The organism is Pseudomonas sp. Sample_9 (genome assembly GCF_004307535.1).
In the GTDB taxonomy this organism is placed as follows: domain Bacteria; phylum Pseudomonadota; class Gammaproteobacteria; order Pseudomonadales; family Pseudomonadaceae; genus Aquipseudomonas; species Aquipseudomonas mercuritolerans.
Map to the genome: position 1 here is coordinate 1 of NZ_RAZO01000326.1, position 17,228 is coordinate 17,228.

At 60.5% G+C, this 17,228-nt stretch carries 16 protein-coding genes; 3 read left to right on the top strand and 13 right to left on the bottom strand.

Annotation, left to right across the window (positions count from 1 at the left end; all coding sequences use genetic code 11):
- Positions 1-37 precede the first annotated feature (37 nt).
- From D6877_RS18290 to plsB, 3 genes are all read right to left on the bottom strand, one after another.
- Positions 38-727: a DUF4197 domain-containing protein gene (locus tag D6877_RS18290; protein WP_024011760.1), complete on the bottom strand. Its 690-nt coding sequence runs from the start codon at positions 725-727 to the stop codon at positions 38-40.
- A gap of 27 nt (positions 728-754) precedes the next feature.
- On the bottom strand, positions 755-1,153 hold the full coding sequence (locus D6877_RS18295; RefSeq protein WP_130911679.1) for a YbaY family lipoprotein: 399 nt from the start codon (positions 1,151-1,153) through the stop codon (positions 755-757).
- 119 nt (positions 1,154-1,272) lie between these two features.
- Complete coding sequence (gene plsB / locus D6877_RS18300) at positions 1,273-3,774, bottom strand: glycerol-3-phosphate 1-O-acyltransferase PlsB (protein ID WP_130911680.1); 2,502 nt, start codon at positions 3,772-3,774, stop codon at positions 1,273-1,275.
- Positions 3,775-4,010: 236 nt separating this feature from the next.
- Between plsB and D6877_RS18305 the strand changes: the two genes are divergently transcribed.
- Positions 4,011-4,220, top strand: a complete 210-nt coding sequence (locus D6877_RS18305) for a cold-shock protein (RefSeq protein ID WP_130911681.1) — start codon at positions 4,011-4,013, stop codon at positions 4,218-4,220.
- 76 nt (positions 4,221-4,296) lie between these two features.
- On the opposite strand, the gene D6877_RS18310 is transcribed toward D6877_RS18305, so the two are convergent.
- The 4 genes from D6877_RS18310 to D6877_RS18325 form a co-directional block, all read right to left on the bottom strand.
- Entirely contained in the window at positions 4,297-4,674 is a 378-nt protein-coding gene (locus D6877_RS18310) for a hypothetical protein (RefSeq protein ID WP_130911682.1), read from the bottom strand.
- 75 nt (positions 4,675-4,749) lie between these two features.
- Positions 4,750-5,559 (bottom strand): putative RNA methyltransferase, encoded by an 810-nt coding sequence (locus tag D6877_RS18315; RefSeq protein ID WP_130911683.1) that lies wholly within the window; start codon positions 5,557-5,559, stop codon positions 4,750-4,752.
- Positions 5,559-6,710, bottom strand: a complete 1,152-nt coding sequence (gene dapE / locus D6877_RS18320; RefSeq protein WP_016771486.1) for a succinyl-diaminopimelate desuccinylase — start codon at positions 6,708-6,710, stop codon at positions 5,559-5,561. Before dapE ends, D6877_RS18315 begins: the two co-directional genes overlap by 1 nt.
- Positions 6,711-6,920: 210 nt before the next feature.
- Positions 6,921-9,512, bottom strand: a complete 2,592-nt coding sequence (locus tag D6877_RS18325; RefSeq protein WP_056783195.1) for a glycosyltransferase — start codon at positions 9,510-9,512, stop codon at positions 6,921-6,923.
- Positions 9,513-9,726: 214 nt separating this feature from the next.
- Here D6877_RS18325 and tcdA point away from each other — a divergent pair, with 214 nt between their 5' ends.
- The gene (gene tcdA / locus D6877_RS18330) at positions 9,727-10,545 is read left to right on the top strand and encodes a tRNA cyclic N6-threonylcarbamoyladenosine(37) synthase TcdA (protein WP_130911684.1); all 819 of its coding nucleotides are present in this window, start codon (positions 9,727-9,729) and stop codon (positions 10,543-10,545) included.
- Between the two features lie 89 nt (positions 10,546-10,634).
- Here tcdA and D6877_RS18335 read toward each other — a convergent pair whose 3' ends face one another.
- The 4 genes from D6877_RS18335 to D6877_RS18350 form a co-directional block, all read right to left on the bottom strand.
- Complete coding sequence (locus D6877_RS18335) at positions 10,635-11,039, bottom strand: SufE family protein (protein ID WP_130911685.1); 405 nt, start codon at positions 11,037-11,039, stop codon at positions 10,635-10,637.
- Positions 11,036-12,241: a cysteine desulfurase gene (locus D6877_RS18340; protein WP_130887777.1), complete on the bottom strand. Its 1,206-nt coding sequence runs from the start codon at positions 12,239-12,241 to the stop codon at positions 11,036-11,038. Before D6877_RS18340 ends, D6877_RS18335 begins: the two co-directional genes overlap by 4 nt.
- A 126-nt stretch (positions 12,242-12,367) precedes the next feature.
- Positions 12,368-13,402 carry a 2,3,4,5-tetrahydropyridine-2,6-dicarboxylate N-succinyltransferase gene (gene dapD / locus D6877_RS18345; RefSeq protein WP_041478134.1) on the bottom strand — a complete coding sequence of 345 codons (1,035 nt, stop codon included), beginning with the start codon at positions 13,400-13,402 and terminating at the stop codon, positions 12,368-12,370.
- 31 nt (positions 13,403-13,433) lie between these two features.
- The gene (locus D6877_RS18350) at positions 13,434-13,796 is read right to left on the bottom strand and encodes an ArsC family reductase (RefSeq protein ID WP_130911686.1); all 363 of its coding nucleotides are present in this window, start codon (positions 13,794-13,796) and stop codon (positions 13,434-13,436) included.
- A 272-nt stretch (positions 13,797-14,068) separates the two neighbouring features.
- Between D6877_RS18350 and D6877_RS18355 the strand changes: the two genes are divergently transcribed.
- Positions 14,069-15,700, top strand: coding sequence for a Na+/H+ antiporter (locus D6877_RS18355; protein ID WP_130911687.1), 1,632 nt, complete (start codon positions 14,069-14,071; stop codon positions 15,698-15,700).
- On the opposite strand, the gene D6877_RS18360 is transcribed toward D6877_RS18355, so the two are convergent.
- Both D6877_RS18360 and D6877_RS18365 read right to left on the bottom strand, forming a co-directional pair.
- Positions 15,693-16,385, bottom strand: coding sequence for a M12 family metallopeptidase (locus D6877_RS18360; protein ID WP_130911688.1), 693 nt, complete (start codon positions 16,383-16,385; stop codon positions 15,693-15,695). The two genes, D6877_RS18355 and D6877_RS18360, sit on opposite strands and share 8 nt — an antisense overlap.
- A gap of 193 nt (positions 16,386-16,578) precedes the next feature.
- On the bottom strand, positions 16,579-17,228 hold a 650-nt coding region (locus D6877_RS18365; RefSeq protein WP_130911689.1), incomplete at its 5' end, for an aminotransferase class I/II-fold pyridoxal phosphate-dependent enzyme.

Sequence of the window (17,228 nt, forward strand, 5' to 3'; positions counted from 1 at the left end):
ATGGGAGCGAATTGAATCGCCCCCATGTTGTAACGACTTAAAGCGTACCAAACACTTTCTTCGCCAGACTCGTCGCCGCAGCGGCCGGGTTCTGGCGGATGGTTTCTTCCTGCTTGCCGATCATCTCGAACAGGCCATTCAGTGCTTGCTCGGTGACGTAGTTCTCGACATTTGCGCTCTTCGCGTCCACCACGCCAAACGCAGCGGCCTGGCCCGCAAACGAGTTGTACTTCTGCGCGACGCCGACCTTGTCGGTGGCTTGCTTGACGATGGGCAGGAATTTCGCGCGGATCTGTTCGCGGCTGGATTTGTTCAGGTACTGGGTCGCCGAATCATTGCCGCCGCTGAGGATGCCTTTGGCGTCGGCCACGCTCATTTTCTTCACTGCATCGACGAGGATTGGCTGGGCCTGGGTCACGGCGGATTCGGCGGCTTTGTTCATCGCGGTTTCCAGTTCTTCGACCTGGGCGCCCATGCCGAAGGCTTTCATCTTGCTCGCGGCTTTGCCGAGTTTGCCCGGCAGTTCGATTTTCACTTCGGGGTTGTTGCTGAAGCCGCCCGGGGTGCCGAGCTGTTTCACGGCGATCTGGGCGCCTTGGGTCAGGGCGTCCTTGAGGCCGCCGGTGGCGTCTTGTTGCGACAGGTCGTTGAGCGACAAGGCCAAGGCATTGGCGGAGATCAGCAGACCGGCGCAGGCGGCGGCGAAGCGAAGGGTAGGGCGGCGCATGGCGGCTTCCTTGTGGCGAAAAATGGATTAACGAACGGCGTCGACGCGGATTTTCAGCGGCTGCGGGTCGTTGCCGTCGAGTTGCACGGCGTGGTTTTCGGTGGTGATGAACATCAGCTCGCCGTTGACTTCAATGCGCGCGCTGACCGAGTAACGGTGGCCGGATTTGACCTGCGCCGGATCGTAGCTCAAATGAAACGGCAGCGGCACCTGGCCTTTGATCGGGCCGTTCTGTTCGGCGAGAACGATGGCCGGTGCATCGGCCAGCGACGCATCTTGCAGGCTCACACTCAGGGTCGCGCTCGGGGGCAGGGCGATGCGTTGCAGGTAGAAGACTTCGCCGTCGAGGCTGGCCTTGCCGGCGGGGGTGGTTGATTGGCAGGCGCTGAGCAGCGTGGCGGCGGCGAGGGTTAGCAGTTTTTTCATGGGTGAATCTCCTTTCAATGTGGGAGCGAGCCTGCTCGCGAAAGCGCTGGGTCAGTCAAACTAAATGTCGACTGACATTCCGTCTTCGCGAGCAGGCTCGCTCCCACAGGGGTAAGGCTTCAAGCCTCAGGCTGTGGCGTGATCTGATCCGCCGCATCTTCACTGCGGTGCAGCGCGACCTGGCGGATCGACAGGCGAATCTCCGCCGGCAACACGCGCTTGGCCGCGCCTTCGGCCAGCTCGCCGAGCAGTTCGTGATAGCTGAGCTTGCCGGCTTCGTCGCGGCGCAGGACGTCGAGGTCGAGCAGGGTCTGGATGAAGTGGCGGAACAGACTCTTGTCGAAGAATTCCGGCGCATTGAGGCCATGGAGGATCGACAGGCGCTGGGCCATCACTGTGCACAGATCTTCCAGCTCTTCGGCGCTGATGCTGTTCTGGCCGCTGTTGAGCAGCAGGGACACGGTCATGTAGAAGCGCTGCAAGGTCTGCGCGATGCTTTTCGACAGCAGCGTCAGCAGCACGAAATGCCGCGAACTCGGTGCCGGGCGCAGGTAAACGTCCTTCTCGAAACGCAGCAGGCCCTGCTCGACGAACGCTTCCAGCCACTGATCGATCACCGCGTCGAGTTCATCCAGGCTCCAGCGGATGAACAGCTCCGATTGCAGGTACGGATACAGCGCGCGGGTGTAGCGCAGGATCTGCTCGCGGCTCATGCGCGAGGTGCTCTGGAAGAAACTCGCCAGCAACGACGGCAGAGCGAAAATGTGCAGGACGTTGTTGCGGTAGTAAGTCATCAGGACCGCGTTCTGCTCGTCCAGATACAGAATCTTGCCCAGCGCATCGTTCTGCTCGGCGAGCAGATCCATGTCTTTCACATGCTCGATCAGCGCCCGGCCATCGCCTTCCGGCAAGGTGGTGTGTGGCGAATACGGGACTTTGCGCAGCAGCGCCAGATACAGATCCAGCACCCGCGCCATGGCCCGATCATCCAGGGCCAGACGCGTGGTCGACAGTAGAGCCAACGCCACCAGATTCACCGGATTGATCGCCGCCGCTTCGTTGAGGTGCCGGGCGACTTTCTCGCCGAGGCGGTTGGTGGTTTCGTTGAGCCACGCCGGTTTGAACTGCGGGCCGAGCTCCTGCCGGCGCCAGTCCGGTTGCTCGGCGTCGAGAAATTCCGCCAGTTTGATCGGCTCGCCGAAGTTGACCGCGACCTGACCGAAGCGCTGCTTGAGCGCGCCGATCACTTTGAAAATGTCGAAGATCGATTCTTTTTTCTTGCTCGCCCCACGCAGTTCGCCGAGGTAGGTGCGGCCTTCGAGCACGCGCTCGTATCCGATGTACACCGGCACGAAGACGATCGGCATCCGCGACGAACGCAGGAAACTGCGCAGGGTGATCGCGAGCATGCCGGTTTTCGGTTGCAGCATGCGCCCGGTGCGCGAGCGCCCGCCCTCGACGAAATACTCCACCGGGAAACCTTTGGTGAACAGCGTGTGCAGGTATTCGTTGAACACCGAGGTGTACAACGGATTGCCCTTGAAGGTGCGGCGCATGAAGAACGCACCGCCGCGACGCAGCAGGCTGCCGATCACCGGCATGTTCAGGTTGATCCCGGCGGCGATGTGCGGCGGGGTGAGACCATTGCGGAACAGCAGATACGAAAGCAGCAGGTAGTCGATATGGCTGCGGTGGCATGGCACATAGATCACTTCGTGACCCTGCGCGACGTTCTGTACGCCCTCGATGTGGTTGACCTTGATGCCGTCGTAGATCTTGTTCCAGAACCAGCTCAGCACCACTTCGAGAAAACGGATCGCGGTGTAGGTGTAGTCCGAGGCGATCTCGTTGCCGTAGCGCAGGGCCTGGGCCTTGGCTTTTTCCGGGGAGATTTTTTCGCGCTCGGCTTCGTCGAGGATCGCCTGTTTGACCAACGGCTGATTGAGCAGGCCTTTGACCAGATTGCGCCGGTGGGAAATGTCCGGGCCGATCACCGCGGCTTTCAAGTTGCGGAAGTGCACGCGCAGGATGCGCTGGGCCATGCGCACGGTGCGCTCATGACCCTTGTTGTGATCGATCAGATCGCGCAGGTGGATCGGCGCGGAAAACTGCACGCGGGTTTTACGCCCGAGGACGATGATGCTCAGCAGCCGGCGCAGGCGCCCGGTGACTGCCCAGCTGTCGGCGAACAACAGTTTCCACGGACTGTTTTCGCTGTCCGGCGACTGGCCCCAGAACACACTGACCGGAATGATCTGCGCGTCTTCGGCAGCATTCTGTGTCAGCGCGCTGACCAGACGGGTGAGAGTCGGCGGCGCGCCGCGTTTGTCCTGGCGGCCGAGCCAGTCCGGGTCCGGCGTCAAATAGAAAAACGCCGCTGGTTCGATGAGTGAACCCACCGACACCGCCAGCACCGGGCGTGGCAAACCGGCCTTGGTGCACTCTGTGTCAACCACCGCCAGATCGGTCAGCGAAGGGTTTTGCAGGACGTAGAACACCGGACGACTGCGGTCGAGGTTGAGGGTGAACGACGACTGATTGATGGTCTCGGAGCGAACCCAGAGATACAACAGGCGGCGCAGGGTGCCAAACACAAGACGGCGGAACGGGGAACGGGTCATACGGCTTCTGCGTGAGTGAATAAAACCGAGCAGGCGCTCGGGGCGGACAGTTTGCCGTATTAGGCGAAAATCGGCAAAAAAGCGCCGAAGTAATCTCCTGTTGAGAGTTTTCGCACCTGTCATATACTCGGCGCTCTGTTGCCGGTGCCCTGTCATGGACGTCGGACGCAGGCTGACGTTCCTCGAAGGCTTTCCTGCGAAAAGCCCGTTCAATAATAAAAAAGGAGTATGAACAGATGGCAACACGCGAAACCGGCAACGTGAAGTGGTTCAACGACGCCAAAGGCTACGGCTTTATCCAGCGCCAAGACGGCGTGGACGTGTTCGTGCACTACCGCGCGATACGCGGCGAAGGGCACCGCTCGCTGACTGAAGGTCAACAGGTCGAGTACGCCGTGATTACTGGCGAGAAGGGATTGCAGGCGGAAGACGTTGTAGGTCTGTAAAAGCAGCTGCAAGCCTCAAGCCTCAAGCTGCAAGCAGTTCAGCTTGAAGCTTGGAGCTTGAAGCTTGTAGCTGCCGCTAAGCGGTTTTCCAGGTGATCTCTTCTTCTCCGTCTGCGCTGATGCGAATCCAGCGATCGGCGGTTTCTTCACCTTCTTCTTCGACCCACGTCCCCGGTGCACAACGCACTTCGACGTTCAGTGCGGCAAAGGCTGCGCGGGCGCAGGCGATGTCGTCGTCCCAGGGAGTCTGGTCGCTTTCCAGGTACAGGCTGTTCCACTTGCCCACGGCTTTCGGCAGCCAGGTCACCGGCACGTTGCCGGCCTTGCACTTGTACGTCTGGCCTTTCTGCACCCAGTCGCTGCACGGGCCCAGCGCTTGGCCGAGCCAGGTGGAAATGGCCTTGTGGTCGACGTCGGCGTCTTTCAGGTAAATCTCGATGTCCGGTTGGCGCATGGATGTCCTCACTGCGGGTCTGAAAAATCCATTCGCGGATTTAGCCGGCCCCGGGCCTTTGCCCGAGACCAAAAGTTATTGAAGAACGAAATAATCGTAGCGCATCGACACGGTGGTCTCGAACGGCTCGGCCTGCTCGATTACCGCCGCACGACGCTCGGCACTGGCACGCCAGCCGTGAGGCGTCATCGCCAACAGGTTGGCGCGTTCCTCGGGCTTGTCCAGGGTCAGCTTGAATTCCAGGGTTTCGCTGTGCGCCAGCGCCATGCCTTCCGGCACCAGGGCCAGGTGCTTGTCGTCGGTGTACTCGCGCACTTCGTCGTACAGGCGCTCGCGCAATTCCATCAGATGGCCACGGGTCGGGCCGACTTTCATCAGGCCGCCGCCGACGCTGAGCAGACGCTTGGCTTCTTCCCAGTCCAACGGACTGAAGACGCTGGCGAGAAATTGGCAACTGCCTGAAGCCAACGGCACGCGGGCCATGCTCGCGATCAACCAGGTAATCGCCGGATTGCGCTTGCAGGCGCGTTTGACCGCTTCACGGGAGATATCCAGCGCGTAGCCATCCGCATTGGGCAACGCTTCGGCGATTTGCGCGGTGTAGTAACCCTCGCCACAACCGATGTCGACCCAGCGCTCTGGGGTATAACTCGCAGCCAATTCAGCCAGACGTTTGGCCACCGGCGCGTAATGCCCGGCGTTGAGGAAATCACGCCGCGCTTCGACCATCGCCTGATTGTCGCCCGGGTCGCGGCTGTTCTTGTGCTGCACCGGCAGCAGGTTCAGATAACCCTGGCGCGCACGGTCGAAACGATGCCCGGCGGGACAGACCACGCCGTTGTCCACCGCATTGAGCGGCTCACTGCAGATCGGGCAGGCGAGCATCAGGCGAGCAACTTGATCAGGGTCTGGTAATAGATTTCGGTCAGCACGTCGAGATCGGCTGCCAGCACGCGTTCGTTGACCTGGTGAATGGTCGCGTTGACCGGGCCCAGTTCAACCACTTGCGTGCCCATGGTCGCGATGAAACGGCCATCGGATGTGCCACCGCTGGTCGAGGCTTTGGTTTCGCGACCGGTGATGTCCTTGATGCTCGACGACACCGCATCGAGCAGCGCGCCCGGTTCGGTGAGGAATGGCAGGCCGGACAGCGCCCAGTCGATGTGCCAGTCCAGACCATGCTTGTCGAGGATGTCGGCAACGCGTTTCTGCAGGCCTTCGACGGTCGATTCGGTGGAGAAACGGAAGTTGAACACCGCCACCAGATCACCCGGGATCACGTTGGTCGCGCCGGTGCCGGAATTGAGGTTGGAAATCTGGAAACTGGTCGGCGGGAAGAAATCGTTGCCGTGGTCCCAGTGCTCGGCGGCCAGCTCTGCCAGCGCCGGAGCGGCGAGGTGGATCGGGTTCTTCGCCAGATGCGGGTAGGCCACGTGGCCCTGCACGCCTTTGACCGTGAGCTTGGCGCCGAGGGAGCCGCGACGGCCGTTTTTCACCACATCGCCGACCAGGGTGGTGCTCGACGGCTCGCCAACGATGCACCAGTCCAGACGCTCGTTGCGCGCGACCAGACGTTCGACCACAGCCTTGGTGCCGTGATGCGCCGGGCCTTCTTCATCGCTGGTGATGAGGAAAGCGACCTTGCCTTTATGGTTCGGATAGTCGGCGACGAAACGTTCAGCGGCGACTGTCATCGATGCCAGGCTGCCTTTCATGTCTGCCGCGCCACGGCCGCAGAGCATGCCATGTTCGTCGATCACGGCATTGAACGGATCGATCTGCCATGCGGTAACCGGACCGGTCGGCACCACGTCGGTGTGGCCGGCGAAGCACAGCACCGGGCCGTCGTTGTTGCCGTGGGTGGCCCAGAAGTTATCCACATCTTCGATGCGCATCGGCTCCAGAGTGAAACCGGCATCGCCCAGGCGCTGCATCATCTGCTTCTGGCAGTCGGCATCGACCGGGGTTACGGAGGGACGGCGGATCAGGTCGATGGCCAGTTGAAGGGTCGGCGATAGGTCGGCGTGGGCCGTCATGGAAAACTCCGGATCATGAATTTGAGCGAGGGCCAATGTGGGAGCGAGCTTGCTCGCGAAAGCGGTGGAACAGGCAACATAAGGGTTGAATGTTACAAAGCCTTCGCGAGCAAGCTCGCTCCCACGGGGATAGCAGCGCGCCCGCAAAATGGCGGTTATCTTAAAGCAAAACGGCGACCATTGGCCGCCGTTTAGTGCTGCGTTGCGGATTTAGACGACCGGTGCCGGCTCAGCCTTGGCCACAGGTTTGGGCAGCGACGACAGGAACGCCATGATCAGCGCCGCCAGATACGGCAGCGACTGCACCAGCAACATGGTTACCCAGAAGCGCATGTCATTGCTCGGGATGCCCTGCACGAGGAAGATCCCCAGCGCCGCGCCCCACAGCAACAGCATGATGAACAGCTCCTCGCGAGCCTCGCTGATCGCCACCCAGAAACCGTGGTTGTCAGCGTTTTTCGGCGTGCGGAAAAACGGAATGCTGCTGGTGAAGAAACCGTACAGTACCGCTTTGGCGATGGTGTGCGACAACGCCAGGCCGGCCAGCGCCGCGCAGAACGCATCTTTCAGATTCACACCGACGGCGCGGCGGTAGAGGAAGATGATCTTGCCGACCTTGAACACGAAAAGCGCCAGTGGCGGGATCGCGAAAATCAGCAGCGGCGGATCGACCCGTTGCGGCACGATGATCATCGCCGCCGACCATAGCAGGGCGCCGACGGTGAAGAAGATGTTCATGCCATCGGCGACCCACGGCAGCCAGCCAGCGAGGAAGTGATAACGCTGACCGCGAGTCAGTTCGGTGTCCTTGCCGCGCAGCAGGCTGCGGGTGTGGCGCTTGATGATCTGGATCGCGCCATAGGCCCAGCGGAAACGCTGTTTCTTGAAGTCGATGAAGGTATCCGGCATCAGGCCCTTGCCATAGCTGTCGTGGTAATACGCCGCCGACAGGCCCTTCTCGAACACGCGCAGACCGAGCTCGGCGTCTTCACAGATGCACCAGTCAGCCCAGCCCAATTCTTCCAGCACGGAACGGCGGGTCATGGTCATGGTGCCGTGCTGAATGATCGCGTCACGGTCGTTGCGGGTGACCATGCCGATGTGGAAGAAGCCTTTGTATTCGGCGTAGCAGAGCTTCTTGAAAGTGCTTTCGTTCTGGTCGCGATAATCCTGCGGCGACTGCACTACGGCGATTTTCGGGTCGGCGAAGTGCGGCACCATGTGCTTGAGCCAGTTCGGGTGCACGCAGTAATCGGAGTCGATCACGGCAATGACTTCGGCATCCTTGGCGGTATGCGGAATCAGGTAATTCAGCGCGCCGCCCTTGAAACCGGCCAGCGGCGAAACATGAAAGAACTTGAAGCGCGGGCCGAGGGTCGCGCAGTAATCGCGCACCGGTTCCCACACCGCCGGGTCCTTGGTGTTGTTGTCGATGATCAGGACTTCGAAGTCTGGATAATCGAGCGCGGCCAAGGCATCGAGGGTCTGTTTGACCATCTCTGGCGGCTCGTTGTAGCAGGGCACGTGGATCGACACTTTCGGTCGGTAATCGGAATCGCCCAGCACCGGCAGGAATTCCCGCCGGCGCTTGTGAATCCACACCGCTTCGGCCAGTTCATGGGCCTCGGTGAGCAGCACGATGAACACCCCGAGCGCACCGAGCGCCAGGAGGAATCCGACCGTGAGGCTGAACCACGTGCTGTATTGCTGGCTGTAGTCGTAACCGATGTACACCAGCACCGAACCGCAGAGGAACGCGATAAACGTCAGGAACGTGCGACCACGCTGGCGCAGCGCCGAGCCGTCGATCATCAGCAGGGTCAGCGACAGCAGCGCCAGTACCACCGAGCCGATGGCCAGCACGCGCCATTGCGGAATCGCCACCACCGGGCCTTCGAAATTGAATTTCTGCTGGCGCGCGGCGTTGAACACGCCCCAGTAGGCGCCGACGGAACCTTCATCGCTGGCCTTCCACGGCTGATCGAACGCTTCGATCACGAAGTAGTTGAAGCCTTGGCGATTGAGCTTGTTGACCAGCGTGCGCAGATAAATTGCCTGATCGGCTGGCGATGCATCGGCGCCACCGCGCATGCGCCCGTTGCTCGGCCAGCCGACCTCGGAGAGCAGCAGCGGTTTTTTGGGAAACAGCTTTTTCAGATCGCGGGCGCGGTCGAAGACGAACTGGCCGGCCTTGTCCACCGGAATGAATTCCCAGTAGGGCAGGACGTGGGCGGCGATCAGGTCAACGTGCTTGGCCAGTTGCGGGTATTTCTCCCAGATGTGCCATTGTTCGGAGGTGGTTACCGGCACCTTCACCGCAGCGCGCACCCGATCCAGCAGAACGATCAAAGCCTCAGGGGTGATTTCTTCGCGAAACAGCGCCTCGTTGCCGACCACCACGCGCACGACGCTGCGCGAGGTGTTGGCCAGTTCGATGGCTTTGGTGATTTCCCGTTCGTTGCGTTCCTGATCCGGACTGATCCAGATACCGAGGGTGACGCGCAGGCCGAATTCTTCAGCCAGTTTCGGGATGTCTCCCAACGAACCGTCGACCGAATAGATACGAATGTTGTCGGTCAGCTTGCTCATGATTTCCAGGTCACGGCGCATTTCATCGTCAGACGGATACTGATCCTTCTGAGGGAATTGCCCCTGCTGGAATGGCGAATACGAGAAGCCGGAGATTTGCTGCGGCCAGTTCGGCGCCGTGACCGGGCGATTGACCAGCGCCCAGAAACCGGTGAACAAGGCAGCGATGGCCAGCACCACCACCAGGTTGAGTCCAAATTTACGCGATGACATAGCTGTTTCGGGTTCCAAAGGCTGTGGAACGAAGGATCGGTCGGATAGACGCCCGAGGGGCGCGCATCCTACACCGGCGGTTAACCAGTCGTACAACTGACGGGAAAATGCCTGACATTGGGCAGCCGTCTCTGACTTAAGTTCTTACACTTGTCGCTTGCAGCTTAAAACTTGTCGCTGCGTAGCCCTATAATGCGCGCCGGTTTTTGGGGTAATGGTCATGAGTACAGAAGATCCGCGGTTTGCAGGCATCGCCCGTTTGTATGGCATCGAGGGCCTGGAACGCTTGCGCGCCGCCCATGTGGCGATCGTCGGCGTCGGTGGCGTCGGCTCCTGGGCGGCGGAAGCCATGGCCCGTTGCGGGGTTGGCGAGATCTCGCTGTTCGACCTCGACGACGTCTGCGTCAGCAACGCCAACCGCCAATTGCATGCGCTGGACAGCACCGTCGGCAAACCCAAGGTCGAGGTGATGGCCGAGCGTCTGCGCGGGATCAATCCCGATTGCACGGTGCACGCCGTGGCCGATTTCGTTACCCGCGACACCATGGCCGAGTACATCACGCCGAACATCGACTGCGTGATCGACTGCATCGATGCGGTCAATGCCAAAGCGGCGCTGATCGCCTGGTGCAAACGCCGCAAGATCCAGATCATCACCACCGGCGGCGCGGGCGGGCAGATTGACCCGACGCTGATTCAAGTCTGCGATCTCAACCGCACCTTCAACGACCCACTGGCATCGAAAGTCCGTTCGACCTTGCGTCGCGACTACGGCTTTTCCCGCACCGTGACCCGCCATTACAGCGTGCCGTGCGTGTTTTCCACCGAACAGCTGCGCTACCCGAAACCGGACGGCAGCATTTGCCTGCAGAAGAGTTTTGTCGGCGACGGCGTGAAGCTCGACTGCGCCGGCGGCTTTGGCGCGGTGATGATGGTCACCGCGACATTTGGCATGGTCGCGGCGACCAAGGCTGTGGACAAGATTGTCGCTGGTGTTCGGCGCCCGGCGGACCGGGTCAGGCCTCAAGCCTGAAGGTGTTAATGAGGGCCTCTTCGCGAGCAGGCTCGCTCCCACCGGGAAATGCATTTCCATTGTGGGAGCGAGCCTGCTCGCGAAGGCGATTAGCGCGCCAACTCATTCATCCGCGTGAGCACGGCATTGAGGCCATTGCTGCGCGATGGCGATAGCTGGCGGGACAGGCCGAGCTGATTAAACCAATCCGGCAAATCGATTTGCTTTATATCAGCCGCCGACAAGCCATTGACCCGCAACAGCAACAACGCCACCAACCCGCGAATCATCCGCGCATCGCTGCTTGCCTTGAACTGCCAGTGCCCGTCGCGCAAATCGCCGACCAGCCACACCTGACTCTCACAGCCATGCACCCGGTTGGCCTCGCACTTTTGCGCGTCATCCAGCGCCGGCAGACGATCACCAAACTGCATCAGCAGCCGCGCCCGCTGTTCCCAGCCCGCCGCAGTCTGAAACGTCTGCAGCGCTTCGGCCGCTTCCATCGGCAGGCTCATCGCAACATCTCCAGCGCCTGATCCAGCGCCTCGAAAAAGCGCTCCAGATCTTCCGAGTCGTTATACAGCGCCAGCGACACGCGAATCGCGCCGGCCAGTTCGAAGCTTTTCATCAGCGGCATGGCGCAGTGATGCCCGGCGCGTACGGCGATGCCTTGTTCGGTGAGCAGATGCGCCAGATCGGCGTTGTGCACGCCTTCGACGACAAAACTGGCCAAGGCCAGTTGCGGCTTGCCGAGCAGGCGAATGCCGTTGCGTGCGGCGAGGCCGCGCAACAGATAGTCGTGCAGCGCCGCTTCGTGGGCAGACACGGCTTGCTGATCCAGTCCAGCCAGATAATCCAGCGTGGCTCCGAGGCCGATGACACTGGCGATCGGCGGTGTGCCTGCCTCGAACCCCAACGGCGCCGGGCGGAAGCGCGAATCCTGATAGTTGGCGTCGAGCACCATCTCGCCGCCGAACTGCCAATGCTGCAATTGCTCCAGCGCAGCGTTGCGCCCGAACAGCACGCCGAGGCCATCGGGGCCGTAGAGTTTGTGGCTGGAAAATACATAGAAGTCGCAACCCAGCGCCTGTACATCATGCCGACCGTGCACCACACCTTGCGCACCATCGACCACGGTCAGCGCGTTCTGCGCCTTGGCCATGCCCAGCAAAGCGGTCAGTGGCTGCCAGGCGCCGAGCACATTGGACAACTGGCTGACCGCCAACAAACGCGTGCGCGGGCCGATCAGGTGTACGGCAGCGCCGAGGTCGATCAGGCCGTCGGCATCCAGCGGCAGGATCACCAGTTTCAGATTGCGACGTTGCGCCAGTTGCTGCCACGGCAGCAGGTTGGCGTGATGCTCCAGGGCGCTGATGACAATCTCATCGCCCGGCTGAAACAGAGGCTCCAGACCATAAGCCAGCAGATTCAGCGCGCTGGTGGCACCGTGCGTGAAGATGATTTGCCCGCTGTCACCGGCATTCAGCCATTGGCCAACCTTGCGCCGACTGTCTTCGAACGCTTGCGTCGCGTGGGCACCGGGCAGGTGTTGCGCACGATGCACATTGGCCGCGCCGTTGGCGTAGTAATGCGTCAGTGCGTCGAGCAGGGCCTGGGGTTTTTGCGTGGTGGCGGCGCTGTCCAGATAGGTCTGGTCTTGCCGTTGCAGCGCGGCGATGGCCGGGAAATCGGCGCGCCAGGGGGAGGGGATCATCATGGGTTCAGCCCTGTGAAATTGGGCGGGGTGTACGCCAAACCTTGTGGGAGCGAACCTGCACGCGAAAGCGTCCTTGAGGACGCCAAAAGCTTCGCGAGCAGACTCGCTCCCACAGGCCTACAGCGCTTAGTTGTGAGCGTGCAGCGCTTCGTTCAGTTCGATCGCCGATTTGTGGGTCTTGCATTCCACAGCACCGGTTTCCGAATTGCGACGGAACAGCAGATCAGTCTGACCGGCCAGCTCACGTGCTTTCACAACCTTGACCAGATTGTTGTTTTCGTCGAGCAGCGCAACCTTGGTGCCAGCGGTCACGTACAGGCCCGATTCCACAGTGTTGCGGTCGCCCAACGGAATACCGATACCGGCGTTGGCGCCGATCAGGCAGCCTTCGCCGACCTTGATCACGATGTTGCCACCGCCCGACAGGGTGCCCATGGTCGAGCAACCGCCGCCCAGGTCCGAACCTTTGCCGACGAAGACGCCAGCGGAAACGCGGCCTTCGATCATGCCCGGGCCTTCGGTGCCGGCGTTGAAGTTGATGAAGCCTTCGTGCATCACGGTGGTGCCTTCGCCGACATAAGCGCCCAGACGCAGACGCGCGGCATCAGCGATACGCACGCCGGCCGGTACCACGTAGTCGGTCATTTTCGGGAACTTGTCCACCGAGAACACTTCCAGCAGCTCGCCGCGCAGGCGTGCTTCGAGTTGCATTTCCGCCAGTTCGCTCAGGTCGATCGCGCCCTGGCTGGTCCACGCCACGTTCGGCAGCAGCGGGAAAATACCGGCGAGGCTGACGCCGTGCGGCTTGACCAGACGGTGCGAGAGCAGATGCAGCTTGAGGTAGGCCTCAGGCGTGGAGGTCAGTTGCGCATCTTCGGCCAGCAAAGTGGCGACCAGCGGCTTGTGGCTTTCGGCCAGGCGGGTCAGCAGCTTGCCCTGCACGGCGTCGATGCCTTTCACGGCTTCAGCCAGTTGCGCGGCCTGGGCGGTGGTGAAGGTAATGGCCTGGTTGCCTTCGGTGTAACCGAGGATCGGCGCAACAGCCGCGACCAGTTCGGCCGAAGGATTGAGCAGCGGCTGGGCGTAGAACACTTCCAGCCATGCGCCTTGACGGTTCTGGGTGCCGACACCAAAGGCGATGCTGAACAGGGAATTGGACATGTGAATACCTCTACAAAGAGTGACGGGCTGCTTACTTCAGAGCGGCCGCGTAGATATCTGGCTTGAAGCCAATCAGGGTTCGGTCACCGAGATCGAGCACCGGGCGCTTGATCATCGAGGGTTGTGCGAGCATCAGTTCGATGGCTTTCGACTGGTCGAGATCGGCTTTGCGTTCGTCGTCGAGTTTGCGAAAGGTCGTGCCGGCGCGGTTCAACACGGTTTGCCAGCCGTGCTCGTCGCACCATTGGCTCAGGTGCTCACGGTCAATGCCGGCGGTCTTGTAATCGTGAAAGTCATAGCTGACAGCGTGTTCATCGAGCCAGGTGCGCGCCTTTTTCATGGTGTCGCAGGCTTTGATGCCGAAAAGGTGCAACGTTTTACTTGAAACGGCCAAGGAATCGCCCCCTTTACAGGTGCTGGAAAAAAATGGTGACGGATTATGCCATGACCGGACGGTTTCGCGGCGCCTCAGGTCGATTTGGCAATGCAAAACCCCTGTAGGAGCTGACGAGTGAAACGAGGCTGCGATCTTTTGATCTTGAAGAGATCGCAGCGTGCCGCAGCTCCTGCAAAAGCGAGGGCTGCGACATAGGTGCAGCGGTCAGCCACAGCCTAAGGCGCTAATATGGCAGTTCAATGCTGTCGATCGCCTGAGATTCTGGTTTTATGCAAACTGCTTACACCGTCCTGATCCTGCTGATGCTGGTCAGCGTCTCGCGCCTGGTTGGGCGGGTCATCCCGCTGCCGTTGCCGCTGGTGCAAATCGCCGCCGGTGCCTTGCTCGCCTGGCCGACGCTTGGCCTGCACGTCGTCCTCGATCCCGAATTGTTTTTGTTTCTGTTCTTGCCGCCACTGCTGTTTTCCGATGGCTGGCGCATGCCCAAACGCGCCTTCTGGCAATTGCGCGGACCTATCCTGACCCTGGCCGTCGGCCTTGTTCTGTTCACCGTAGTCGGTGCCGGTTATTTCATTCATTGGCTGTTGCCAACGATTCCGCTGCCAGTGGCCTTTGCCCTGGCAGCGGTTTTATCGCCAACGGACGCCGTGGCGGTGTCAGCGATTTCGCAAAACCGTCTCCCGACGCCGCTGATGCACATTCTTCAGGGCGAGGCGCTGATGAATGACGCCTCAGGCCTGGTGACCTTCAAGTTCGCCCTCGCTGCAGCGGTCACGGGGGTGTTTTCGTTGACCAATGCCAGTCTGACCTTCGTCGCGGTAGCGCTCGGTGGTCTGGCGGTCGGTGTGGCGTTGAGCTGGCTGGTCGGACGCCTGCGCGCGTGGATGATCGCCCGTGGCTGGGACGATCCGGCCACGCATGTGGTGTTCATGTTGCTGCTGCCGTTCGCCGCTTATGTACTGGCTGAACGTCTGGGCGCTTCGGGCATTCTTTCGGCGGTGGCGGCGGGGATGATGCAAAGCTGGCTCGACCTGCTGCCGCGCCAGACCAGCACGCGATTGCTTAATCGCAGCGTTTGGGCGCTGCTCGAATTTGCGTTCAATGGCTTGATCTTCCTGCTGCTTGGCCTGCAATTGCCAGACATCATCAAGGCGGTGGTCAGCCATGAGCCGACGCTGTGGCCGACGCTGTTCTATCGCTGCCTCGATGTGTTGGCGATCTTCGTCGCGCTGGTGCTGCTGCGCTTCATCTGGGTGCAAAGCATCTGGCGCTTGTCGGTGTTGCTGCGCCGATTGCGCGGCAAGGGCGAGCTGACGCAAGTGCCGACGGCGCGCTCCTGCTGGTTGCTGACGGTGGGCGGTGTGCGCGGGGCGGTAACGCTGGCGGGCGTGATGTCAGTGCCGATGTTGATCGGCGCGGAGGCTTTTCCTGAGCGCGACCTGCTGATCTTCATTGCTGCCGGGGTGATTCTGCTGTCGCTGGTCTCGGCCTGTATCGCGCTGCCCTTGCTGCTGCGCGGCATCGACAAAAGTCCCGACGACAAGCGTCGTCAGGAAGTGCGCGATGCCTGGCGCAAGACTGCCGAGGCGGCCATTCACTCGCTGGAAACCGAAGAAGTCGTCCCACAGGATGCCGCTCAAGCGGCGCTGGCAGCGGAGCTCAAGGCGCGGATCATGTCCGAATATCGCCATCAACTTGATGTATTCAACGATTCCGCCGAAGCCCAGGCGCTGGCATTCCAGATGGATCTGCTTGAACGGCGTTTGCGCTTGAAAGCGCTGCGCGCGCAACGTCTGGAACTGTACAGTCTTAGTCGGCAGCATCAGATTGGTGATGATGTGCTCAGGGAAGTGTTGGCCGATCTGGACTTGAGTGAGGCCAACCTGGGCCAGGTCAAATAATCTGCGCTCGATAATCAATGGCGGGATAACTTTGCCTGGCGAGGCGTTTGTCCCGTTCACTGAGTTTCATGTTGAAGGCAATCTCGAAGTTACCATGGGTCAAGAAATTCGGTACCGGGTAATGCATGATTGAAAGACTGTCGTATTCTCCTTTGAAAGTACTCTCGCAATTGTTTATGCGGAATATGTTCATTTCAATTTCATCATCATTCCAGCCCTGAGTTTCCTTGAAGTACATATAAACAGCTTCCATATTCCATGGAATATTCGCATCGGGATGCAGATGGGCATGATGAAATCCCAGTGCATGTCCGAACTCATGCAGCAGCGTGGCTTCAAACTGCGGGTCTTGCAAAGCGGTCTGTATGACCAGCGTGGGTTCTTCGGGGCCGAGGTCCAGGGCTTCGGTGCCGATTGCCGACCAGTTCTCGTCGCCGTTCAGGGCGATACGGATTTGCCCTTGGCCTTGTTCGACCTGTTCGAATGTCAGGCTGACAACCGGTTCCCATTGGCGAATTATGCGTTCGACCCGGTAGGCAACTTCATCGGGTAAATCTTCCATGAACGAAAAAGTTACCGTGCTGGCGTTGCTCCATAAGCGGTTGGAGCAGGCGATGGCACGCTTGTGACGTTCTCCCGAGGTGAAGTTGCGACTGCGCATTTTGACGAAGGGGTAGTGGTGCATGATCAATATCCATATTGATTTACGAGATGGTTGTGGGTGCTGTTTGCAGGTTATTTTCTGAATCGATAAAAGCGACAGTAACTGAGCCAGAAGACTATCTTTGGTAAAGGCGGGTTGGAAGTCGTTAATTGCTTTGATATGTATCGCAGTGATCAAGCCGCGCGCCAGATTGCCTGGCGCGGGCCGATATTACTTATTGTTGACGGGTGATGAAATCGCGAATCCGTTCGGCGGCTTCGACGCATTCCGCCAACGGCGCAACCAGCGCCATGCGCACACGCCCGGCGCCAGGATTGACGCCATCGACATCGCGAGACAGATACGAGCCCGGCACCACGGTCACGTGTTCCTGTTCGAACAGATCACGGCAGAACGCCGCGTCGTCACCCTTTACGTTCGGCCAAAGATAGAAACTGCCGTCCGGACGCTGTACGTCCATGACCGGGCTGAGGATGTTCAGCACCGCATCGAACTTCTCCCGGTACAGCGCACGGTTGGCGCGCACATGCACTTCGTCATTCCACGCGGCGACGCTGGCCAGTTGGGTTTGGACTGGCATCGCGCAGCCGTGGTAGGTGCGATAGAGCAGGAAACCCTTGAGGATGTCGGCATCGCCGGCAACGAAGCCTGAACGCAGGCCCGGCAGGTTGGAGCGCTTGGACAGACTGTGGAAGACCACGCAGCGCTTGAAGTCATTGCGGTCAAGTTCGACGCAGGCGCTGAGCAGGCCCGGCGGTGGAGTTTGCTCGTCGAAGTACAGTTCGCTGTAGCACTCGTCGGCGGCAATGACGAAGTCGTACTGATCAGCCAGGGCGATCAGCTTCTTCAGGGTCTCGACCGGAA